Below are 22,785 nucleotides of genomic sequence, written 5' to 3'. Positions count from 1 at the left end.
TCCCTGGGAGCTGGAGGCGGCAGATGGGTCCGCAGCTTCATAGCGGCGGATGGCACAAGAATCCAGCCGCAGAAGGCCGAATTTAAATCGATTAGGTTGGTCCAGCCCCGCGAATCCGCCTTGGAGGTGCGCGGGACTGACCCTGATCTTACTTGCCGTGCAGGCGGGCTTCCGCAGCCTTGGCCGCGGCTTCGGCGGTGATGCCGAAATGCGGGTAGAGCTGCTCGATGGTGCCGGAAGCGCCGAAGCCGGTCATGCCGATGAAGATGCCGTCGGAGCCGATCAGGTGATCCCAGCCCTGGCGGATGCCGGCCTCGATCGCCATCTTGATCGGCGCGTTGCCGATCGTCTCCTTGCGGTAGGCGTCGCTCTGCTGGTCGAACAGTTCGAAGCAAGGCACCGAGACGACGCGGGTCGGGTGCCCATGCTTTTCAAGCAAATCACGGGCGCCGAGCGCGATCTCGACCTCGGAGCCGGTGGCGAAGATCGTCACCGCCGCTTCGCCGCTCGCCGCGGCCAGTTCATAGGCGCCCTGGCTGCTGAGGTTCCTGGCCGAGTGCTCGGTGCGCACCGTCGGCAGGTTCTGACGGGTCAGCGCCAGGGTGGACGGGGTCTTTTCCGATTCAATGGCGATCTGCCAGCATTCGGCGGTTTCCACCGCGTCGGCCGGGCGGAAGACATTGTGGTTGGGGATGGCGCGGAGCGCCGCCAGGTGCTCGACCGGCTGGTGGGTCGGGCCGTCTTCGCCCAAACCGATCGAATCATGGGTCATGACGAAGATCGAGCGGATGCCCATCAGCGACGCCAGCCGCATCGACGGACGGGCATAGTCGGAGAAGCACATGAAGGTGCCACCATAGGCGATGAGGCCGCCATGCAGCGTCAGGCCGTTGAGGGCGGCCGCCATGCCATGCTCGCGGATGCCGTAGTGGACATAGCGCTGGCCGTAATCGTCCGGCGTGATGTTCTTGGTCTGGCTGGTCTTGGTGTTGTTGGAGCCGGTGAGGTCGGCAGAGCCGCCGATGGTTTCCGGCACCGCGCCATTGATGACTTCCAGCGCCATTTCCGACGATTTGCGGGTGGCGACCTTCGGCTTGTCGGCCGACAGCTTCTTCTTGTAGTCGGCAATGACGGCATCGAAATTCGACGGCAGCTTGCCGGCGAGGCGGCGCTCGAACTCGGCCTTCAACTCAGGCTTGGCCTTGGCCAGGCGGCCTTCCCAGTCGGTGCGCGGCTTGACGCCGGCCTTGCCGGCGGTGCGCCAGGCGTCGAGAATGTCGGCCGGAATTTCGAAGGGCGGCGAGTCCCAGTTGAAGAATTTCCGCGCGCCTGCGATCTCGTCGGCGCCGAGCGGCGAACCGTGCGCCTTGTTGGTGCCGGCCTTGGTCGGGGCGCCGAAGCCGATGGTCGTCTTGCAGGCGATCATCGTCGGCTTGTCGGAATGGCGGGCGGCTTCGATGGCGTAGGCGATCGCCTCGGGGTCGGTGCCGTCAATGTGGCTGGCGTTCCAGCCGGAGGCCTGGAAGCGGGCGACCTGGTCGGTGTTGTCTGCAAGCGAAACCGGACCGTCGATCGAGATGTTGTTGTTGTCCCAGAAGACGATCAGCTTGTTGAGCTTGAGGTGGCCGGCCAGCGCGATGGCTTCCTGGGAAACACCTTCCATCAGGCAGCCGTCGCCGGCCAGCACATAGGTGTAGTGGTCGACGAGGTCGTTGCCGAAGGCGGCGTTCATGATGCGCTCGCCGAGCGCGAAGCCGACCGAATTGGCGAGACCCTGGCCGAGCGGGCCGGTCGTCGTCTCGATGCCGGTGGCATGGCCGTATTCGGGATGGCCGGCGGTCTTGGAACCCAGCTGGCGGAAATGCTTGATCTGGTCGAGGGTCATGTCCTCGTAACCGGTCAGATGCAGCAGCGAGTAGAGCAGCATCGAACCATGGCCGGCCGACAGGATGAAGCGGTCGCGGTCCGGCCAATGGGGGTTCTTCGGATCATATTTCAGGAAGCGGGTGAACAGCACTGTGGCGATGTCGGCGCAGCCCATGGGCAGGCCGGGATGGCCGGACTGGGACTTCTCGACGGCGTCCATGGAGAGAAAACGGATCGCATTGGCCATCCGGTCATGTTGTTCACGCGACGTCATGGTACCTCCGGGGTGGGGATTTGTGGGCTTGGCAGAGCCCAGGAAAGAGTGCGCGACACATAGCAGCCACGGGCTTTTAGTCAACAAATCGGCTGCACATTTGCCGGTCTTGTGATGGCTTTGAGACCTTATGGGGCGACCTACATTAGCGTTAGCGGGGGACAGTCGCGAGAGCTTTGTTGACGTTGCCTTCACCCGGTGCCTAATGTTTCCTTGTTAACGCGTTCTGAACGCGAAGCGATTCGGTGATGGGCAGGGCACAGGACGAAGGCCATGACCGGCGAAACCACACTCAAGGAAGTCATCCACAGGCTGGGCAAGGCCATCGAGGGGCTGGAAAACGCCGTCGCGGCCAAGCTCGAGCACGAGCGCGACTATTCCGAAGCCGAGGCTGAGGTGCAGCGCATGAACGCCGACCGTTCACGGCTGGCGCAGGAACTCGACAATTCCGAAGCCCGCGCCGAACGGCTGGAAGATGCCAACAAGGAAGTGTCGCGCCGCTTGGTGACCGCCATGGAAACCATCCGCGCGGTGCTGGACAGGTAGGAGCTGCAGGCCATGGCACAGGTCACGGTTTCCATCGACGGCAAGCAGTATCGCATGGCTTGCGACGAGGGTCAGGAAGAGCACCTGATCGACCTCGCCGAGCGGTTCGACCGTTATGTCTCGCATCTGAAGGATTCGTTCGGCGAGATCGGCGACCAGCGGCTGACGGTGATGGCCGGCATCATGGTGATGGACGAGCTTTCGGAGCTGCAGAAGCGGGTCAAGGGCATGGAGACCGAAGTGCAGACACTGCGCAAGACGCGCGACGAAGCGCTGACCAAGGCCGACAAGAACGACACCGTGCTGACCAGCGCGCTCGGCGCGCTCGCCCAGCGCATGGAAGACCTGGCCACGTCGCTGGCGGTCAACAAGGCCTGAGTCTTCCCCGCACAAACGAAAGATTGTCGGCCCAACGTCGGGCCGTAGAACGAAAGTGCTCGTTCGGTCGCCAATAATAGTTTCCTATTGTCCTGCAGCCGCGATTTTTGCGCTAAGATGCGGGAATGCCGGAGCGTTGACGCCGTCCACGGCCGCTCCTGACGAAATCTGTTGCTGGGGAAATAATGCCATGAGCCTTCGTATCAACGACATCGCGCCTGACTTCACCGCCGAGACCACGCAAGGGCCGATCAAGTTTCATGACTGGATCGGCGACGGCTGGGCGATCCTGTTCAGCCATCCGAAGAATTTCACCCCGGTCTGCACCACCGAGCTGGGCACGATGGCGGGGCTCGAAGGCGAGTTCAAGAAGCGCAACGTCAAGGTCATCGGCATTTCCGTCGATCCCGTTGCGAGCCACGACAAGTGGCAGGCCGACATCAAGACGGCGACCGGCCAGACGGTGAACTACCCGCTGATCGGCGACAAGGACCTCAAGGTGGCCAAGCTTTATGACATGCTGCCGGCGGGCGCCGGCGAGACGTCGGAAGGCCGCACGCCGGCCGACAACGCCACGGTGCGCTCGGTCTATGTCATCGGGCCGGACAAGAAGATCAAGCTGGTGCTGACTTACCCAATGACGACGGGCCGCAACTTCGACGAGATCCTGCGCGCGGTCGATTCCATGCAGCTGACGGCCAAGCACCAGGTGGCGACGCCGGCCAACTGGAAGCAGGGCGAGGATGTGATCATCACCGCCGCGGTTTCGAACGAAGATGCGGTCAAGCGTTTTGGCGCTTTCGAGACGATCCTGCCCTATCTCAGGAAGACCAAGCAGCCGTCAGCCTAGGTTTTCTCCGTCGGAGCTATTTGGGGCTTCAGTCCTATTTGTGGCAAGGCGTGCTTGACCGGGCAAGGGGCAGGGGGGCCGGACATTGGACATCGCTTCGGCCAAACCTGAGGTCGCCGGCTTCTACGACAAGCCGACCGGCGCCATCCAGTATGTCGTCACCGACCCGGTGACGAGACGCTGCGCCGTCATCGACCCGATCCTCGATTTCGACGAAAAATCCGGCGCGACGGCGACGAAGAATGCCGACGCCTTGCTGGATTTTATCCGCGAAAACGGGCTGGAGCTCGAGTGGATCCTGGACACCCATCCGCATGCCGATCATTTCTCGGCGGCGCACTATCTCCGGGAAAAGACCGGCGCGCCGACGGCGATCGGCGACAGGATCATCGAAGTCCAGGCGCTGTGGAAGGCGATCTACAACTGGCCGGATTTCCCCGCAGACGGCTCGCAGTGGGACCGGCTGTTTGGGGAAGGCGAAACGTTCATGATCGGCAACCTGCCGGTCAAGGTGCTGTTCTCGCCCGGCCACACGCTCGCCTCGATCACCTATGTCATTGGCGACGCAGCCTTCGTCCACGACACGCTGTTCATGCCCGACAGCGGCTCGGCAAGGACGGACTTTCCCGGCGGCAGTGCCGCGCGGCTGTGGCATTCGATTGAGGGCATTCTGGCGCTGCCGGACGATACGCGGGTGTTCGTCGGCCACGACTATCAGGCCGGCGGGCGCGAGCCGTGCTGGGAGAGCACGGTCGCCGAGCAGAGGGCAAAGAATATCCACCTCGTTGCGGCGCGCAGCGAAGCCGAGTTCGTCGACTTGCGCGAAGCGCGCGACAAGACACTGCCGATGCCGCGGCTGATCCTGCATGCGCTGCAGGTCAACATGAATGGTGGACGGCTGCCGGAACCGGAGGCCAATGGGAGGCGGTATCTGAAGTTTCCGCTTGATGGGCTTTGAGAGGGCAGTGGCGAAGCTGCCGATCTCCCCCCTTGCGGGGGAGATGCCCGGCAGGGCAGAGGGGGGTGCTGTCCCGCTGACCTTTGGCTGTGTGCTCGAACAATTCCAGGTTGGGGATAGTTAAAATCGCAAGCTGCGATCCGTCACGCCCCCCTCTGTCCTGCCGGACATCTCCCCCTCAAGGGGGGAGATCAGCTGTTGTCCGACTTTCGCTAACCGCCGACGGACGACAAAACAAAAAAGGCGGCGCCGGTTTCCCGACGCCGCCTTCTGTTCCTTAACCGAACCCAGCCTTAGGCCGCCGGCTGCGCCTCGATCGTGCGCAGCGCCTGCATCTGGCGCTTGGCGGCGGCCTTGACCGCGTCCTGCACCTTCTCGAAGGCGCGCACCTCGATCTGGCGCACGCGCTCGCGGCTGATGTCGAACTCGGACGACAGTTCTTCCAGCGTCAGCGGCTCCTCGGCGAGGCGGCGGGCCTCGAAGATGCGCCGCTCACGATCGTTGAGCACGGCCAGAGCGCCCGACAGCATGCCGCGGCGGTTTTCCAGCTCGTCCTGCTCGATCAGCATGTCTTCCTGGCTTTCGTGGTCATCGACCAGCCAGTCCTGCCATTCGCCGGATTCACCTTCGCTGGCGCGGATCGGCGCGTTCAGCGACGCGTCGCCGGACAGGCGGCGGTTCATCGACACGACTTCAGCTTCCGACACGTTCAGCCGGGTGGCGATCTCGGTGATCTGGTCGGGCTTGAGGTCGCCATCGTCCAGCGCCTGGATCTTGCCCTTCACCTTGCGCAGGTTGAAGAACAGGCGCTTCTGATTGGCGGTCGTGCCCATCTTGACCAGGCTCCACGAGCGCAGGATGTACTCCTGGATCGAGGCCTTGATCCACCACATGGCGTAGGTAGCGAGGCGGAAGCCACGCTCGGGTTCGAATTTCTTGACGGCCTGCATCAGGCCGACATTGCCTTCCGAGATCACTTCGCCGATCGGCAGGCCGTAGCCGCGATAGCCCATGGCAATCTTGGCAACAAGCCGAAGGTGGCTGGTGACGAGCTTGTGCGCAGCGCTGGTGTCTTCATGCTCGGCGTAGCGCTTGGCGAGCATGTACTCTTCCTGCGGCTGAAGCATCGGAAAGCGGCGGATTTCTTCCAGGTAGCGGCTGAGGCCGCCTTCGCCGGAAACAATACTAGGTAGTGACTGGGCCATGATTGCGCCCCCTCTCTATTGGAGTGATGCCCCCGAAACGCGGCGGGCATGTGACGCGAGCACCAAAAGGCTCGCCCGCGACAACTGATTTATATAGGAACAAAACCAGAAAAGACAGGCATTTGTTCAACACGAAACAGTGTGTCACGCTGAAGTGAACAATGCCGCTCAGGTTTTAGCTGGCTTGTTTAGACGCAATTCCGGACGGAAAACCGTTTCACACTTTTCCTGGAATTGCTCGGGTTCAGAGTTTGCGGAAGCCGCCGACGAGTTCCTCCATGTCCCCCGGTATCGGCGCCTCGAACCTCATCGGTAAATGGGTAGCCGGGTGCCGAAATGCAAGAAGCCAGGCATGCAAAGCTTGCCTGGAAAATGCCTTGACCTGACCCTTCAGCAGTTCGGGCAGCCGGTTGGCCTTGGTGCGGAAGGCCTGGCCGTAATCGGGGTCGCCGATGACGGGATGGCCGATATGGGCCATGTGGACGCGGATCTGGTGGGTGCGGCCGGTTTCCAGCCGGCATTCGACCAGGCTGGCGGTGGCGAACGCCTGCTGGCCCTCGCCGAAACGCTCCTTGACGGTGAAATGGGTCACGGCGTGGCGGGCATCGTCACGGCCTTCCGGCACGACGGCGCGGCGCACGCGGTCGGCGGCACGGCCAAGCGGCGCATCGACCGTTCCGGCCGGCCGCGACGGGATTCCCCAGACCAGCGCCAGATAGGCACGTTCGAGGTCGCCGGTGCGGCCGTGGTCGGCAAAGGCCTCCGACAGCGCCTTGTGGGCGCGGTCGGTCTTGGCCACCACCATGACGCCGCTGGTTTCCTTGTCCAGCCTATGGACGATGCCCGGCCGCCTGACGCCGCCAATGCCGGAAAGACTGTTGCCGCAGTGGTGGATCAGGGCGTTGACCAGCGTGCCGGTCCAGTTGCCGGCGCCGGGATGGACGACGAGGCCGGCCGGCTTGTTGATGACGATCAGCTCGTCGTCCTCATAAAGCACGTCGAGCGCGATGGCCTCACCTTGCGGTTCGGCCGGTTCCGGCTCGGGCATGACGACCGATACGCGCTCGCCGGCACTCATCTTGCGCTTGGTCTCGTCGACCGGCTTGCCGTCGATCGAAACGGCACCTTGCCGGATCAGCATCTGCACCCGGCTGCGCGACATATTGGGACCAAGGGCGCTCGCCAGCCACTGGTCGAGGCGCTGGCCGGCCGCTTCCGCGCCGGCTTCGAGCACGGTCGGCGCCCCCTCTATGAATTGTCCAGCCTCTATCAATTCAGGGGTCTCTTCGTTATGAGCGCTCATCGAAAAAAGTTCCGGAAAGTTCTGCCATGGCCCGGCCCGTTGCCGATGAAGAAGAAAAGCCGCTCGATCCCGAGATCGAAAAGGTGCGCGGCAGGCTCATCCGCTTCATGGCCATCAATCTCGGCCTGCTTTTGCTGGCCCTTATGGTGGTGATCGCGGCCATTGTCTACAAATCGCGCAAGGCGCCGCCCGCGAACCCGCCGCTCGCCAACGACATTCCAGTTCCGCCCGGCGAGCCGCTCGCGGCCGACATAGTGCTCCCGGTCGGAGCCAAGGTGATCAGCCAGGCTCTGTCGGGCAATCGCATTTCGATCGACGCCGAGCTCAGCGACGGCAGCCGCACCATCTTCGTCTACGACATCGCCGAGCGCCGTATCATCGGCCGCTTCGCCATCCGCAACAAATAGCCGGGCCGAAACAATGACCGGGTTTGCCGAACATCGCCGCATCGCAACCATCACGCTCGTCGTCGCCAACTATGATGAGGCGATTGCCTGGTATGTCGAACGGCTCGGCTTTCTGCTTGCCGAAGATGTCGAGCTCGGTGACGGCAAGCGCTGGGTGACGGTGACGCCTGCGGCCAGGCAAGGCCCCCGGCTGCTTTTGGCGGAAGCGTTGGACGATGTGCAGAAAAGCCGCGTCGGCGACCAGACCGGAGGCCGGGTGGTTTTGTTTCTCGAAACCGATGATTTGGCCAGGGACCATGCGACCATGCTGGAAAACGGCGTCGATTTCCATGAAACGCCACGCCATGAGCCGTACGGCACCGTGGCGGTTTTCGCCGATCTCTACGGCAATCTGTGGGACCTGATCGAGCCGAAACGCTAGGTTCGCGAAGCGACATTACACAGAAGCGGTCCGGCCGTTCGAAGCCCAGTTGCTTTTTCCAAACCGTCAGCCTATATCGCCGGTTCTTGAACGCGCCCATCGTCTAGCGGTCAGGACACCGCCCTCTCACGGCGGGAACAGGGGTTCGATTCCCCTTGGGCGTACCAAGAAACGACTTTCCTTCCGCATCATCGAAAATTTCGGGCAGCAGCCGCGCGGATCGCGTGTGACCGCGAGGGTCGGCGGCATCAGCGAAATTCGGCAAGTCCGCGTACCCGAATACACCCAATTTAAGTCAGGCCGCGACGCTTGAAAGCGTAGCGATCTCTGTTACTTGCGGTGCGGGGGTAGCATCTGCGGCAACGCGGATTTGGTTGGGCATAGCAGACATGAATTCGGCAAAAATGATATGCCCGTGCTGTCACGGCAGCGGGCAGGTTTTCGATTGCTTGAAATGGCGCGAGTCGAAAGGGCATTGCTGCCCGCAAGGCACGCATCGGGCCGGCTGTCCCGGGCAGACGATGGCATGCGCCGAATGCGCGGGCCTGGGTACGCTGGAGGAGGCCGAGTTCAGAGCTGTTGCATAGCCTCAGGTCGTGCAACTCAAGCCCCTTTCACCATCCAGCGCCGGCAGTTTCCGCGAGCTTCTGGCGCGGCGCGGCCAATTGCACTAGCATCGTGTACGAAGCCTCGCCAAAGGGCGTTGCGGCGCGCAAGACGCCGGGGAACATAGGCGAGGGCCGGCGAGGAGGAGACCGATGCAGAAACTGCAGTCGCAGGGCGTCCATCACATCACGCTCGTCGGCGCCGGCCGCCAGACCTCGATCGATTTCTGGGAGGGCGTGCTCGGCATGCCGTTCATTTTCGAGCAACCCAATCTCGACAAGCCAAGCGAAAGCCATCTTTATTTCGATCCCGGCGACGGCAGGCTGATCACCGTCTTCACCGACGAGAGCCGCACGCCGGTCAAGCGGCGCACGCCCACCGAACCGGGCTGCGTCCATCATATTGCGTTCTCAGTGTCGCGCGTGACCTTCCTGCAGGCGGTCGCCCGGCTCGACGAGCGCGCCATCAAGCACAGCGGTGTCAAGGATCGCGGCTTCATGGATTCGATCTATTTCGAGGATCCGCTCGGCCTGTTGATCGAGCTAGCGTCCTATCGCTTTGAGCCGCCGGCCGGCTTCACCCACGCCGATGTGCTGATGCAGGCGCACAAGCTGCGCGTTGCGCGCGGCGACTACAACATCGCCGAAGTGCACCTTGCCGACGCGCTCCAGACGCTGGTCGAGTGGTCGCGCGCGACCTTGTCGGACGACCGGACGCCGAAGAATCCATACTGACTGCCAGCAAAAGGGGAGGACCATAATGGCAAAGACAGTGACCAAGAGCGCTGGCAAATCAGCGGCCAAGCCTGCGGCAAAAGCGGCTGCGAAGCCGGCGGCAAAAATGGCTGTAAAGGCCGCGCCGAAGGCAGCCGCAAAGCCGGCCGCGAAAGCCGCGACAAAGCCGGCTACTAAGATGTCGGGGCCTAAGGCCAAGGCGGCGAAAAAACCGGCGCTGAAGCTCTCGATGCTGAAGCCGAGCGTCAACAACATGACCGTCCGGGTGTTTGCCCGTGCGGCCGGGTTCGACGCCGCCGAGACTGACGCCTGGGGCCACACGCGCTCGCCCGAATATATGGCGCGCAATCCGGCGCATCTGACGCCGATGATCGAGGACAAGGGGCTGCCGCGCGGCGTGCTGTGGGAGAGCTGTGCCATCATGCAGTATCTCGCCAACAAGCACGGGCTGGAGAAATTCTATCCCAAGGCACCGGCCAAGCGGGCGATGGTCGACAGCGCCATGTTCTACCTGATCGGCACGCTCTACCCGTATGTGGCGCGCGCCACCTATCCGGCGCTGGGTTTCCCGCACTATGCCGGCGAGGTCGGCCATAGCGACGCTCATCCGGAGAAGAAGTCCGAGGCGCAGAAGGCCGCCATGGCGGCGATTGCCGAGCCGCTGGAGGTGTTTCACTCCTTCTTCAGGGACGGCAAGCCGTTCATCGGCGGCAAGCACCCGTCGATCGCCGACATACGCCTGGCATCGACGCTGGAGTTTCTGGCCGTCATCGACTATGCGCTGCCCAAATGGGCCAAGGAGTATGTCGCGGCGATGGAGAAGAAACTCGGCCAGGCCTATGCCGAGCCGGCCGGCGACGTGCGCGGCTACATCGCCTATGTGAAGTCGCAGGCCAGCGCGCAAAACTAAGGATTCGTTAACCAAAACGCTGTCTATTGAAGGCACCGCGCGACCACGGATGTACTGGCGCAAGGGTGAAGGGAAAGGTCGGCGCAATGCCGGCCTTTTGCTTTTCGCCGATGCGCCATCAGGCCCGTCTCATGCCGTAAAGTCTGGCATCAGGATCAAGGTCGATGGCGATGCCGATACCAGGAAGTCGTTCGTCGACGCCGCAACCACTGCTCTGCAAAAGTGCTTGCCGTTGAGCTTCTCGCCGACGCTGGCGCAAGGCGTCGCGGGCAATGTCTTCAACTTGCAATTCGCTTCGCCCAAGCAGTAGGCGAGCGGGCGAGCGTTTCACCGTTTCACAGAAACGGCGACCCCCTCTCTCGTTGTCTTGACGCAATTCCGGACGGAAACCGCTCGCACTTTTCCTGGAATTGCTCTGATCAGTTGTGCGGGCGCCTGATATCCACATGCCGCTGCAGTTCCGGCGCCTCGAAGACGTAGTCGGCCCAGGCGGATTCCGGAATCTGTCCGGCGAGATAGCATTCCAGCAACAGGCTCTGTTCGGGATCGAGCGCTCTCGGCGCCCGCTCATGGTCCAGCCCCAGCGAGTGGAACAGGTTCCTGGTCAGGCCAGAGACAGTGAAGTGAATAGACATCTTCGTCTCCTTTGCCCGACACAACGCGAGACACCGGAGAAAGGTTTCATCCGCAAGGGCCGACAACGCGGGATCGATGATTGCGGCGGCCTGGGCTCGCCCAAGCCTGGCTACGTCTCAATCTTGAAACAAAAGTGTAATAGCGAATTTACAGGAACCGGCATAATACACTCGGCATAAAATACCTGGCGGTTGCTGGCGTCTCTTGAATTAGACTTACCTCTCGCATTGAGGCTCAATCGGCTGGAGCGGCGATCGGCTCCACAGGGGTACAAGGAACCAGGTGTCGCCGATGATGCGTTTGTGGCAGTCGTGACCTTTGCACTGGTGTCGGTAGCGGCAAGCGTCCTCGGCATTTCGGCTTCCCTTGCCGATCCATGCGCCGCGCTCAGGAGCCAGCTGGCACCGTCCGGCCGCAGCGGCGGGATCAGCCCCCAGCTTGCGCAGCTGCGTCGCCAGCTTGCGGCGATCCAGGGGCTGGAGAGGCAACGTCGGTGCACGGCGCAAAGTGCGGTGGGGGGCTTCTTCAATGCTTGCGCCGACCTCGCCAAAAGCCGCACACAGGTGCAACGCCAGATCGCGGCGCCGCGATTTCGCGCCGGGATGCGTCCGGACTGCAGGCCAGGCTCGTCGCGCTCGGCTGCACGCCCGCCGCCGGGCAACAAAGACAGCGTCCGGCTGGCGCCCTGATCGGCAGCAATTCGATGCTGTTTTGCGTTCGTCTCTCGGACGGCTATTTCTTCCCGGCGCCGAAATCGCAGTTCGTGCAAGGCGGCGATGTCAAGGAGATGGTCGATCAGTGCCGCTACATCTGCGACGATGCCGGCGTCGACCTGTACACGCTCAGTGATCCAAGCCTTGAAACCGAAGAGATGGTCGCGCTCAATACGCGCACATCCTACAAGGACCTGCCGACGGCCTTCAAATATCGCAATGATGCGAACTTCAGGGCCTGCGACCTCAAGCGCTATCACCGGCGCGTTGCCGAGCTGAGAGCGCGCACGGTGACGCCAGCCAATATGGCCAACGCGATCATTCCTTTGCCGTCAGCGAAGCCGGATCTTGGCACCGTGGCGCAACTTCCCCAGCCTGGCGCAGACGCTGCAGAGGCCAGGGGCGCCGCCCAGCGACAGTCGGCCGAGCCATTGGCCGGCTCGCGGCCGGTCAGGGTGGTCGGGCCGGCTTTCTTCCCGGCGGAGTAACCTGCGCCTAGAGCGTTTCACCGTTTCACCGAAACGGCGAACCGCTCTATGTCTTTGTTTTACGCAATTCCGGACGGAAAACCGTTTCACACTTTTCCTGGAATTGCTCTAGTACCAGCTATTCGCAAACCATCCTGTAGCGTTTGCCTGGTTCGCTGACATTCTTGCAGGTGAGCGGATTGGCCGGTTCGGAAGCCATGCTGGGCGGGCTGGACCTGACGTGCCGCCTTGGCGCAGCTATTTGTGTTGTGTGCCTGCGTGCCGCGGGCCGGTAGGGCTCCTGCGGCGGCGGCGTCGGAAACACACCGGCTGCCGCCTGCATCCGGCTGGCCTCAGTCTGCGACGGATCGCGATCCCAGACCCGCCTGATATCGAGCGGCTTCGGGATCACCACCGTGCCGTCATAGCTGCGTGCGCAGCCGCTGCCCGCAAGCAGCGCCAGGCACAGGAAACAAGGCACGATCCAACCGGTCATCAGCAACACCCCCGCCGACTTATAGCCCGGCCGGGGTTCCGCCGACAACCGGCGGAATACCGCAGGGCAATGTGGCTCTGGCCGCAGTCTGGATGGTTATGGTTAGCGGATCATTAATGCTTCTCGGGCACATTCCGCCGGCGAACCGCTGAGGGGATTCGGCCTTGGCTTTCGGGGTGGGAACGGGATGGCTGACGGGACTGTTGGAACACGCGGCGGACGCGGTTCCCGAAAAGGGGTGGTGAACGGCCAGGATACGTCCGTCGGGGTTTCGCCCGAAGCGCTGCGCGAACTGGTCGGGGCCGGCGCCGACTGGGTCTGGGAGACCGACGCCGAGCTGCGCTTTTCCTGGCTTTCGGAGAACTACCAGGCCGCCACCGGCATCGATCCGGCCAGCATTCTTGGCCGTTTCCGCTTCGATTTCCTCAAGCAGATGGTGCACGGCAATCGACACGCCGCCGCGCATCTGGAGGATCTGCAGGCGCATCGGCCGTTTCGCGACTTTGTTTATGAGTTGAAGGGCGGCCGTCCCGGCTGCCGCTGGGTTTCGATCACCGGTTCCCCGCGGTTCGACGGCGAAGGCGAATTCATCGGCTATCGCGGCATCGGCCGCAACGTCACGGCACTGGCCGGTGCGCTGGACGAACTGCGGGAGGAGGAGAGCGATCCGCCGGCCGGCGAGGCCACGCAGCACCTCGCCGATCTCGAGCGGACGATGGATGCCATGCATATGGGCGTCGTGCTGCTTGACGAAAAGCTCGGCACACTCATCGTCAACAAGGCCTATCGCGAGCTCTCCAGGATTCCCGATGGCGCCGTCACTGTCGGCGCGCCGTTCAGTCTGTTGATGGAACTCAACCGCCGCAACGGCATCTACGGCGATCTCGATGAACAGCAGTGGCAGCACTACCTAGCCACCCGCATCGAGGAGATCAGCGCCGGCTCGGTTGCGCCACGCGAATTTCTCCATGCCAATGGCAGGACGATGATGTTCTCCGTGACGGCGTTGTCCGGCGGCAAGCGGCTGTTGACCTACTACGACGTCTCCGAGCTCAAGCGTCGCGACGCCGAGATCGAGAGTGCCAACGCCAAAATTACGGAGACCTTCGCCAATCTTCGCACGATGGTCGACCAGATGCCGATCGGCGTGCTCGTCCTCGATGCGGAGATGCGCGCGGAGGTGATCAACCGCGCCTTCTATGATTTCTGGGAAATCGATCCCCGACGCGCCGGCATCGGCTGCGGCTTCCGCGAACTGATGCAGGCCAGCCGCGATATGGACCCTTACGGTGCTGACGATGCCGAATGGCAGGGCCACATCGCCGAGCGCGAAGCAGAAATCTCGGCCGGCCTGGTGGGCTCCAGGCAACTGCCACGCAATGACGGCCGTACGCTGATTGCCTCGCTGGCGCCGCTCGCCGGCGGCAAAAGGCTGATCTCCTATGTCGACGTCACCAACATGAAGGATCGCGAGGCTGAACTCGCCCAAGCGCTGGAGAAATCGCGGCTGGCCGAGGCGGTGATCAACGGCGTCAAGGACCCGATCTTCGTCAAGGACGACAATCTGCGTTTCGTCTTCGTCAATGAGGCGTTTTCGGCACTGTTCGGACAGAGCCCGCAAGCGATGCTGGGCAGGCCCGGCGGCGACTTCCTCAAGCAAAAGGACGCCGCGCAATTCGAAGACAGCGAACGCGCCGTGCTGGCGACCGGCACGCCCTACGAGGTCGAGGAGACTTTCGACGCCGAGGGCGCCAGCCGCTCGCGCATCGTGCGCAAGAACCGCGTCGGCATGCCCAGCGGCCGCAACTATGTCGCCGGTTTCCTGTTCGACATCTCCGACATGAAGCGCCGCGAGACCGAAGCCGAGGACGCCCGCAAGAACCTCACCACGGTGCTGGAGTCGCTGCCGGCGGCCGTCATCATCTATGACCGCGACGACAAGTTCGTCTTTGCAAACCGCAAGCTGCAGGACACGCTGCCGGAGCTGAAACCGGCATGGCAGCCCGGCCGCAGCTTCCGCGAGGCCCTGGAACTCGGACATTCGGTCGGCTATTTCCGATCGAGCGGCGATCGAGAAATCGATAGGCTCTATGAAGGCGACCCCGATGTCTGGCTCAATGCCATCCTCGCCCGCTATCGCCTGCCCAACTCGTCCTATGAGCGCCTCAATGCGGACGGCCGTTGGTATCAGGTCTACGATATGCGCACCGAGGACGGCACCTTCATCGGCGTGCGCGTCGACATCTCGGAGATCAAGAGCCGCGAAAAGGCGCTGCAGGAAAGCATGCGCCAGATCGACCTGTTCCGCCACGTCATGGACGAACTGCCGGTCGCCGCCTTCATCAAGGCGCAGGATCTGAGCATGGAATTCGTCAACAAGGCCTGGTGCGCGCTGACCGGCATCCCCAAGGAGGAAGTCATCGGCCGGACCGATCTCCAGCTTTTCGGCATCGACGACGCCGAAACCTACACCCATGACGACACCGAGGTCGTCGTCACCGGCCGCGGCCGCGAGATCGAGGAGCCCGTTACCCATCGCGACGGCACGGTGCGGCAATTGATGACGCGCAAGAGCCGGCTGGTGGCGCTCGATGGGTCGGTGCACCTTGTCGGCTCCAGCACCGACATCACCGACGTCAAGGCGCGCGAGCAGGCGCTGGAAGAGAGCATGCGCGAGAACGAGGTGTTCCGCAATCTCATCGACAACGTGCCGGTGTCGATCTACGCCAAGCGCTCCGACCTCAGGCAGTTCTACGTCAACAAGGGCTGGTGCGACCTCACCGGCCTCCGCAGGGAAGACGCGATCGGCAAGACGGACATCGAGATTTTCGGCGAAGACGGCGAAGCCTTCGTCAACAGCGATCTCGCCGTGCTGCGCACAGGCGATACACAGGAGATCGAGGAAACGGTGACGCTTGCCGACGGCAGCGTGCGCCACCAGTTCGCCCGCAAGGGCGCGATGATCGCGTCCGACGGTTCGCTCTATCTGATTGGGTCGACCACCGACATCACCGAACTGAAGCTGCGCGAGGCCGAACTGCGCGAGGCGCGCCAGCGCGCCGTGCTGGCCGACCGCGCCAAGTCGGAATTCCTGGCCAATATGAGCCACGAGATCCGCACGCCGATGAACGGCGTACTCGGCATGGCCGAGTTGCTGGCCAAATCCGACCTCGATCCCAAGCAGAAGACGTTCACCGATATCATCGTCAAGTCGGGTAACGCGCTCTTGACCATCATCAACGACATACTGGACTTCTCCAAGATCGATGCCGGACAGCTGGTGCTCGACCCTGCGCCCTTCAACCTGCCCGAAGCGATCGAGGATGTGGCGACGCTGATATCGACGCGCGCCAAGGAGAAGGACCTCGAGCTCATCGTGCGCGTCGAGCCGGGCCTGGAAAGCCTGTTCGTCGGCGATGTCGGTCGCGTCAGGCAGATCGTCACCAATCTGGTCGGCAACGCGGTGAAGTTTACCGACGAAGGCCACGTGCTGGTCGACGTGACCGGACAAAGGGGGCCGACGGGGACAAAGCTTACCGTTTCGGTCACCGACACCGGCATCGGCATTCCGCAGCAGAAATTAAAGCTCGTCTTCGAAAAATTCAGTCAGGCCGACACCTCGTCGACCAGACGCCACGAAGGCACAGGGCTCGGGCTCGCCATCACCTCGCGGCTGGTCGAGTTGATGGGCGGCGAGATCGGTGTCGAGAGCGCCGAAGGCAAGGGCTCGACCTTCTGGTTCACCGTGACATTGCCCAGGGCCGAGGAACAGACCGGACGGCGGATCATGCCGGTCGACGTGACCGGCTCACGGGTGCTGATCGTCGACGACAATGCCGTCAACCGATCGATCCTGAGCGAGCAGATGACGTCATGGACCTTCGATTCCTGCGCCGCCGAAAGCGGACCCGAAGGGCTCAAGGTGCTGGTCGCCGCGGCTGCCTACGGCGTGCCGGTCGACTGCGTCGTGCTCGATTATCAGATGCCGGGGATGAGCGGCGCCGAAATGGCGCGCGTCGTGCGCAACACCGCAGGGCTGGCCGACACGCCGATCATCATGCTGACCTCGGTCGACCAGTCGCTCGCCAACACCAGCTATCGCGATCTCGGCATCGACGCCCAGCTGATCAAGCCGGCGCGTTCCTCGGTGCTTCTGGAAACGCTGGTCGCCACCATCCAGCGGCACCATCACAATATCACGGACGGCCGTGTGCTGCCGGCGGCAAGCAGCGGTTCCGGCGGCGGCAGGAACGAACCGTCGCCGGCAAAGCCGCCGCTCGCTGCATCGGAACGCGCCTTGCTGCAACCGCCGCCGGTTCGTGCCCGCGCCCGGGCCGCCGGGGATGAACGCCGGCTCGACATTCTCGTTGCCGAGGACAATGAGGTGAACCAGATGGTGTTCACCCAGATAATCGGCGAAACCGGCTACAGTTTCGAAATCGTCGGCAACGGCCGCAAGGCGCTCGACGCCTTCGGCCGGCTTAATCCGCGCATGATCCTGATGGACGTCTCGATGCCGGAGATGAACGGGCTCGAGGCCACCGCCGCAATTCGCCGGCTGGAAGAACATACGGGTATGCATATCCCGATCGTCGGCGTCACCGCGCATGCCTTGAAGGGCGACCGCGAGCGCTGCCTGGAAGCCGGCATGGACGACTATCTGCCCAAGCCGATCAGCCCCAGGGCGCTGCTCGAAAAGGTCGAGCGCTGGGTCGGCATATCAGGCGAAGCCCAACGAGACGCTGGATAGCAACCTGCGGCGCCGCCGGGATTCGGCCGCGCCGCAACAGCCAAGGCTATGGTGCGATCGCACCATATCAAAGCTAGCGCCCAGTCAGGACAATGGTCGCAACGAAACCGCTCATTCAGTTACGGGCGGGAGCAAGCGACCGCCGACAAGAAACAGCGTCGAATCTACCCCAACGGACCTGTTTTTGGCGATGGCTCGGCCAAGATTCGCTCTGGCCACGGGCAACGCGCTCCCGTCCGGTTTTTCTTTCTCGGCATCGCGGCCTGCGGTGTGCCGGGACTTGATGCCAGCACGAATTGCGCAAGCGTCTGATTCCAGCGGCAACTTCCATTCCCACCAACCGGCTTAAAGGGTGCGGCCCACAAGACGTCTGTGCGACGTTACCGGGCTGACACGAAACTGTCATGCGACTGTAATAATCGAAGGCTATTGGCCTCAGCGGGCGCCGGTTTGAAGAGGGCGCCAAGAGACCATCTTCCGAACAGGAGCAGGCCACATGAAGAAATTCCTCGTTACGGCATCGGCCGTGGCGGTAGCGTTCGCCGCATCGTCCGGTGTCGCCGCTGCGCGTGACCAGATCCAGGTCGCCGGTTCGTCGACCGTGCTGCCTTACGCCAAGATCGTCGCCGAGCAGTTCGGCGAAACCTTCACCAACTTCAAGACCCCGGTGGTCGAGTCCGGCGGCAGCGGCGCCGGCATCAAGGAGTTCTGCAAGGGCGTCGGCGAAGACACGATCGACATCGCCAACTCCTCGCGCCCGATCAAGAAGGACGAGCTGAAGTCCTGCGCCGACGCCGGCGTCAAGGACGTCCAGGAAGTCCGCATCGGCTATGACGGCATCGTCTTTGCCACCGACATCAAGGGTCCGGACTGGGCGCTGGTTCCCGCCGACATCTACAAGGCGCTCGCCGCCAAGCTGGTGGTCGACGGCAAGCTGGTCGACAACCCGAACACCAAGTGGAACCAGGTCAATCCGAAGCTGCCCGACTGGGATATCGCCGCCTATATCCCGGGTGAGAAGCACGGCACCCGTGAAGTGTTCGAGACCAAGCTGCTCGACGCCGGCTGCGACAAGGCCGCTTTGAAGGCTGCCGGCATCGCCGACGACAAGGAAATCGGCAAGACCTGCATCGCCATCCGCAAGGACGGCAAGGCTGTCGACATCGATGGCGACTACACCGAGACGCTGGCCCGCATCGACTCCAACAAGACCGGCGTTGGCGTGTTCGGCCTCGCCTTCTACGAGAACAATGCCGACAAGCTGAAGGTCGCTACCGTGGAAGGCATCGTGCCTTCGACGCAGACCATCGCCGATGGCACGTACCCCGTGTCGCGGCCGTTGTTCTTCTACGTCAAGAAGGCGCATCTGGGCGTCGTTCCCGGCCTCAAGGAATATGTCGAGTTCTTCCTTGATGACCAGATGATCGGCCCGGAAAGCCCGCTCGCCCAGTACGGCCTGGTTTCCGCTCCCGACGCCGAACGTCAGGGCCAGCGCGACGCCTTCGCCGCCGGAAAGACGATGTAATCAACCGACCGGATCAGGGCGCGGACCAAATCCGCGCCCTGATTTCGCCGCTTGCCGCAACGGTGGCGGCGATCTGAATTTTCCCTGGGGTGGGTGATGTCGTCCTTGCTCGTACTCGCCATAGTCATCGCCATAGGCGTGGTCGCTTTTGTGATCGGCCGCCAGCGCGCAGCGGCGCAGGATACCGGCAAGGTCAAGCCGCATTCGCGCGCGCATTATCATGGCTGGTGGGCCTTTCTGCTCGCGGTCCTGCCTGCCGTCCTGCTGCTCGCCGTCTGGGATATCGGCTCTTCCTTCTATCTCGACCGGCACATCCATGCCGCTTTGCCCGAGCGCACCGCCGACACAAAGGTGGCCAGCGAAGCGCTCGACGCCAGCCTGGTGAAGAGCCTGGCCAAGGGCCTGCGCCGGCTCGATGGCGATACCGCACTTCCCGCTACTTTCGCCGAATTGCAGCCGCTGCTCGCCGCCAAGGGCGTGGCACTGGCCAGCGACACACAGGACTATATGATCCCGATCGCGGTCGAGGCGAACCAGGTCCAGGACCGGCTCGGCCTGTTCGGCGCCGTGCTGACCTTCGCGCTGTCGGTCGCCGGCGCCTTCTATGCGCTGAGGCAGATCGCGCCGCGCGCCAGGGCGCGCAACAATGTCGAGAAGCTGATGCTGTGGGGGCTGCTTGCGGCCTCGACCATCGCCATCCTGACCACGGTCGGCATCGTGCTGTCGATGCTGTTCCAGACGATCACCTTCTTCGAGAGCGTATCGCCGATGAGCTTCTTCTTCGGCACGGTGTGGGATCCGCGTTTCGCCGCCGCCGGTTCCGGCGGCAGCCAGGGTCAGTTCGGCCTGATCCCGCTACTCGCCGGCACGCTCTACATCGCCGCCGTCGCGCTTCTGGTCGCAGTGCCGGTCGGGCTGATGTCGGCGGTCTACATGTCCGAATATGCCTCGCGCGGTGTGCGCTCGGTGGTCAAGCCGGCGTTGGAACTGCTGGCCGGCATTCCGACCATCGTCTACGGCATCTTCGCCGTTGTCACGCTCGGACCGTTCTTGCGCGACCTGTCGGCGGCACTCACCGGCGGCTCGCCCTTCATCCAGGGCCAGAGCATCTTCACCGCCGGTCTGGTGATGGGCGTCATGCTGATCCCGGTCGTGTCCTCTTTGTCCGACGACATCATCACCGCGGTGCCGCGCGCAATGCGTGACGGCTCGCTCGGCCTCGGCGCCACCCGCTCCGAGACGATCAAGCGGGTGATCCTGCCGGCGGCACTGCCCGGCATCGTCGGCGCCATCCTGTTGACGGCGTCGCGCGCCATCGGCGAGACGATGATCGTCGTGCTGGCGGCGGGCGTCGCCGCCAATCTGACGGCCAATCCGTTCGAGGCGATGACGACCATCACCGTCAAGATCGTCAACCAGCTGACCGGCGACCTCGAGTTCAACTCGCCGCAGACGCTGGTCGCCTTCGCGCTCGGCCTGACGCTGTTCGCGCTGACGCTGGTGATGAACATCGTCGCCCTCTACATCGTGCGCAAGTACCGGGAGCAGTACGAATGACCGACATCCCCCTGGACACGATGGCGGGCGCCGTCGCGCGACCGCGCCGCGACATCGGGCTGAAGGCGCGCTATGCCGCCGAACGCCGGTTCCGCATCTATGGCGTGATTGCGATCTCGGTGGGCCTGGCGTTCCTGGCCATCATGCTGATCACCATCGTCTCGAAAGGCTACACCGCCTTCTGGCAGACGACGGTGACGCTGCCGGTCACCTTCGACGAGAAGGTGATCGATCCCTCCGGCAAGCGCGCGACCGACCCTACCGTGCTGATCAAGGCGAACTATCCCAAGCTCGCCGAAAACGCACTGGTGGCCAAGCTCGGCATCGATCCGGCCAACAAGCCGATGATGCTGAAGCTCAAGGGCTTCCTGTCGGAAGGCGCCCGCGTCCAGCTGCGCGACATCGTCTCCGCCGATCCGTCGGTGATCGGCAGGACGCGTGACGTCGACATCCTGGCTGCCGCGAACCTCGACTCGGCCTTCAAGGGCCAGATCGACCTCGGCGTCGATGAAGCGCGCCGCAAGGTGTCCAACCAGCAGATCGACTGGATGAACAAGCTTAAAGCCGACGGCGTGATGGCCGAGCATTTCAACACCGGCCTGTTCACCTATGGCGCCTCCAGCCGGCCCGAAACGTCGGGCATGGGCGTGGCGATCATCGGCTCGTTCTACATGATGGTGATCGTGCTGTTGCTGGCGCTGCCGATCGGCGTCGCCGCCTCCATCTATCTGGAGGAGTTCGCCAAGAAGAACCGCTTTACGGACCTGATCGAAGTCAACATCAACAATCTCGCGGCGGTGCCGTCGATCGTCTTCGGTCTGCTTGGCCTTGCCGTGTTCATCAACTTCCTCGGCATGCCGCGCTCGGCTTCCTTCGTCGGCGGCCTGGTGCTGACCTTGATGACATTGCCGACCATAATCATCGCCACGCGCGCCGCCCTCGCCGCGGTGCCGCCGTCGATCCGCTCGGCGGCCCTAGGTCTCGGCGCCTCCAAGATGCAGATGGTGTTCCATCACATCCTGCCGCTTGCCGCCCCAGGCATCCTTACCGGCACCATCATCGGCCTGGCGCGTGCGCTCGGCGAGACAGCACCGCTGCTCTTGATCGGCATGGTCGCTTTCGTCGCCGATTATCCGGCGACGCCTTTCGATCCGGCGACCGCGCTGCCGGTTCAGATCTATATGTGGGCAAACGAGGCTGAGCGCGCTTTTGTCGAGCGCATGTCCGGCGCCATCATCATCCTGCTCGTCTTCCTCATGGCCATGAACATCACCGCGATCGTGCTCCGGCGCCGCTTCGAGCGGCGCTGGTAGAAAAAAGGCAATTTGGTATGAACATCATGACCGAACAGTCCCTTGAGAATGCAGTGGGCGACAAAATGAACGCCAAGTCGAACGAAGTCATCAAGATGCGCGGCGACAAGGTCGGCGTCTTCTACGGCGAGAAGCAGGCGTTGTTCGACGTCAATCTCGACGTGCGTCAGAACCAGGTGACGGCGCTGATCGGCCCGTCCGGCTGCGGCAAGTCGACCTTCCTGCGCTGCCTCAACCGCATGAACGACACCATCGATTTGGCGCGGGTGACCGGCAAGATCACGCTCGATGAAGACGACATCTACGACAAGAACATCGATGTCGTCGAACTGCGCGCCCGCGTCGGCATGGTGTTCCAGAAACCCAACCCGTTCCCGAAGTCGATCTACGAGAACGTCGCCTACGGCCCGCGCATCCATGGGCTGGCCAAGCGCAAGTCCGACATGGACCAGATCGTCGAGCAGAGCCTGAAGAAGGCGGCGATCTGGAACGAGGTCAAGGACCGCCTGCAGGAGCCCGGCACCGGCCTGTCCGGCGGCCAGCAGCAGCGCCTGTGCATCGCGCGCGCCATCGCCGTGTCGCCGGAGGTGATCCTGATGGACGAGCCCTGCTCGGCGCTCGATCCGATCGCCACCGCCCGTGTCGAGGAGCTGATCGACGAACTGCGCCAGAACTACACGATCGTCATCGTCACCCACTCGATGCAGCAGGCGGCGCGCGTGTCGCAGCGCACGGCGATGTTCCATCTCGGCTATCTCGTCGAGGAGGGCGCCACCGACAAGATGTTCACCAACCCCGACGACAAGCGCACCCAGGACTACATTACCGGCCGCTTCGGCTGAGCCGTCCGGCGGGTGAATTTTCAGGCAC

General features: G+C 63.1%; 21 protein-coding genes and 1 tRNA gene. 17 read left to right on the top strand and 5 right to left on the bottom strand.

Features of this window, described 5'->3' with window-relative positions; all coding sequences use genetic code 11:
- Positions 1-148 precede the first annotated feature (148 nt).
- Positions 149-2,140, bottom strand: a complete 1,992-nt coding sequence (gene tkt, locus NKJ58_RS20400) for a transketolase (protein WP_023670129.1) — start codon at positions 2,138-2,140, stop codon at positions 149-151.
- A gap of 273 nt (positions 2,141-2,413) precedes the next feature.
- On the opposite strand from tkt, the gene NKJ58_RS20395 reads away from it, so the two are divergent.
- The 4 genes from NKJ58_RS20395 (at position 2,414) to NKJ58_RS20380 (ending at position 4,872) form a co-directional block, all read left to right on the top strand.
- Positions 2,414-2,686: a DUF4164 domain-containing protein gene (locus tag NKJ58_RS20395; protein ID WP_023670128.1), complete on the top strand. Its 273-nt coding sequence runs from the start codon at positions 2,414-2,416 to the stop codon at positions 2,684-2,686.
- A gap of 12 nt (positions 2,687-2,698) precedes the next feature.
- Entirely contained in the window at positions 2,699-3,064 is a 366-nt protein-coding gene (locus tag NKJ58_RS20390; RefSeq protein WP_023670127.1) for a cell division protein ZapA, read from the top strand.
- 190 nt (positions 3,065-3,254) lie between these two features.
- The gene (locus tag NKJ58_RS20385; protein WP_023670126.1) at positions 3,255-3,914 is read left to right on the top strand and encodes a peroxiredoxin; all 660 of its coding nucleotides are present in this window, start codon (positions 3,255-3,257) and stop codon (positions 3,912-3,914) included.
- Between the two features lie 85 nt (positions 3,915-3,999).
- A complete protein-coding gene (locus NKJ58_RS20380) occupies positions 4,000-4,872 on the top strand; it encodes an MBL fold metallo-hydrolase (protein WP_023818423.1) in 873 nt (290 codons plus the stop codon).
- A 293-nt stretch (positions 4,873-5,165) separates the two neighbouring features.
- Here the strand turns inward: NKJ58_RS20380 and rpoH are convergent, their stop codons facing one another.
- Together rpoH and NKJ58_RS20370 are read right to left on the bottom strand one after the other, a co-directional pair.
- On the bottom strand, positions 5,166-6,077 hold the full coding sequence (gene rpoH, locus NKJ58_RS20375; protein WP_023670124.1) for an RNA polymerase sigma factor RpoH: 912 nt from the start codon (positions 6,075-6,077) through the stop codon (positions 5,166-5,168).
- Positions 6,078-6,321: 244 nt separating this feature from the next.
- Entirely contained in the window at positions 6,322-7,380 is a 1,059-nt protein-coding gene (locus NKJ58_RS20370) for an RluA family pseudouridine synthase (protein ID WP_352519837.1), read from the bottom strand.
- 26 nt (positions 7,381-7,406) lie between these two features.
- On the opposite strand from NKJ58_RS20370, the gene NKJ58_RS20365 reads away from it, so the two are divergent.
- The 6 genes from NKJ58_RS20365 (at position 7,407) to NKJ58_RS20340 (ending at position 10,768) form a co-directional block, all read left to right on the top strand.
- Positions 7,407-7,787, top strand: a complete 381-nt coding sequence (locus NKJ58_RS20365) for a hypothetical protein (protein ID WP_023690093.1) — start codon at positions 7,407-7,409, stop codon at positions 7,785-7,787.
- A gap of 13 nt (positions 7,788-7,800) precedes the next feature.
- Positions 7,801-8,208 (top strand): VOC family protein, encoded by a 408-nt coding sequence (locus NKJ58_RS20360; protein ID WP_352519836.1) that lies wholly within the window; start codon positions 7,801-7,803, stop codon positions 8,206-8,208.
- Positions 8,209-8,300: 92 nt separating this feature from the next.
- Positions 8,301-8,375, top strand: a tRNA-Glu gene (locus tag NKJ58_RS20355).
- A 591-nt stretch (positions 8,376-8,966) separates the two neighbouring features.
- Positions 8,967-9,548, top strand: coding sequence for a VOC family protein (locus tag NKJ58_RS20350; protein WP_352519835.1), 582 nt, complete (start codon positions 8,967-8,969; stop codon positions 9,546-9,548).
- 25 nt (positions 9,549-9,573) lie between these two features.
- Positions 9,574-10,458 carry a glutathione S-transferase family protein gene (locus NKJ58_RS20345; RefSeq protein WP_352519834.1) on the top strand — a complete coding sequence of 295 codons (885 nt, stop codon included), beginning with the start codon at positions 9,574-9,576 and terminating at the stop codon, positions 10,456-10,458.
- 49 nt (positions 10,459-10,507) lie between these two features.
- Positions 10,508-10,768, top strand: a complete 261-nt coding sequence (locus NKJ58_RS20340; RefSeq protein ID WP_352519833.1) for a UCP034077 family protein — start codon at positions 10,508-10,510, stop codon at positions 10,766-10,768.
- 109 nt (positions 10,769-10,877) lie between these two features.
- Here the strand turns inward: NKJ58_RS20340 and NKJ58_RS20335 are convergent, their stop codons facing one another.
- Positions 10,878-11,093: a hypothetical protein gene (locus tag NKJ58_RS20335; RefSeq protein WP_023670117.1), complete on the bottom strand. Its 216-nt coding sequence runs from the start codon at positions 11,091-11,093 to the stop codon at positions 10,878-10,880.
- 303 nt (positions 11,094-11,396) lie between these two features.
- Here NKJ58_RS20335 and NKJ58_RS20330 point away from each other — a divergent pair, with 303 nt between their 5' ends.
- Together NKJ58_RS20330 and NKJ58_RS20325 are read left to right on the top strand one after the other, a co-directional pair.
- Positions 11,397-11,783: a hypothetical protein gene (locus NKJ58_RS20330; protein ID WP_352853694.1), complete on the top strand. Its 387-nt coding sequence runs from the start codon at positions 11,397-11,399 to the stop codon at positions 11,781-11,783.
- 14 nt (positions 11,784-11,797) lie between these two features.
- Entirely contained in the window at positions 11,798-12,295 is a 498-nt protein-coding gene (locus tag NKJ58_RS20325; protein ID WP_352519832.1) for a DUF2865 domain-containing protein, read from the top strand.
- 118 nt (positions 12,296-12,413) lie between these two features.
- Here NKJ58_RS20325 and NKJ58_RS20320 read toward each other — a convergent pair whose 3' ends face one another.
- Complete coding sequence (locus NKJ58_RS20320; RefSeq protein ID WP_023693676.1) at positions 12,414-12,770, bottom strand: hypothetical protein; 357 nt, start codon at positions 12,768-12,770, stop codon at positions 12,414-12,416.
- A gap of 241 nt (positions 12,771-13,011) precedes the next feature.
- Between NKJ58_RS20320 and NKJ58_RS20315 the strand changes: the two genes are divergently transcribed.
- From NKJ58_RS20315 to pstB, 5 genes are all read left to right on the top strand, one after another.
- Positions 13,012-17,520, top strand: coding sequence for a PAS domain-containing hybrid sensor histidine kinase/response regulator (locus NKJ58_RS20315; protein ID WP_023734648.1), 4,509 nt, complete (start codon positions 13,012-13,014; stop codon positions 17,518-17,520).
- A 496-nt stretch (positions 17,521-18,016) separates the two neighbouring features.
- Entirely contained in the window at positions 18,017-19,045 is a 1,029-nt protein-coding gene (locus NKJ58_RS20310) for a substrate-binding domain-containing protein (protein ID WP_023670113.1), read from the top strand.
- Positions 19,046-19,141: 96 nt separating this feature from the next.
- A complete protein-coding gene (gene pstC, locus NKJ58_RS20305) occupies positions 19,142-20,602 on the top strand; it encodes a phosphate ABC transporter permease subunit PstC (RefSeq protein WP_023706293.1) in 1,461 nt (486 codons plus the stop codon).
- Entirely contained in the window at positions 20,599-21,915 is a 1,317-nt protein-coding gene (gene pstA, locus NKJ58_RS20300; protein ID WP_352853691.1) for a phosphate ABC transporter permease PstA, read from the top strand. The genes pstC and pstA overlap by 4 nt, the downstream gene beginning before the upstream one ends.
- Before the next feature lie 17 nt (positions 21,916-21,932).
- Positions 21,933-22,757, top strand: coding sequence for a phosphate ABC transporter ATP-binding protein PstB (pstB, locus tag NKJ58_RS20295; protein WP_023683970.1), 825 nt, complete (start codon positions 21,933-21,935; stop codon positions 22,755-22,757).
- The last annotated feature ends 28 nt before the right edge of the window (positions 22,758-22,785 follow it).

Origin of the sequence: Mesorhizobium sp. M0139 (genome assembly GCF_040322455.1) — a bacterium.
GTDB lineage: Bacteria > Pseudomonadota > Alphaproteobacteria > Rhizobiales > Rhizobiaceae > Mesorhizobium.
This window is presented reverse-complemented; position numbering and strand designations above follow the sequence as displayed.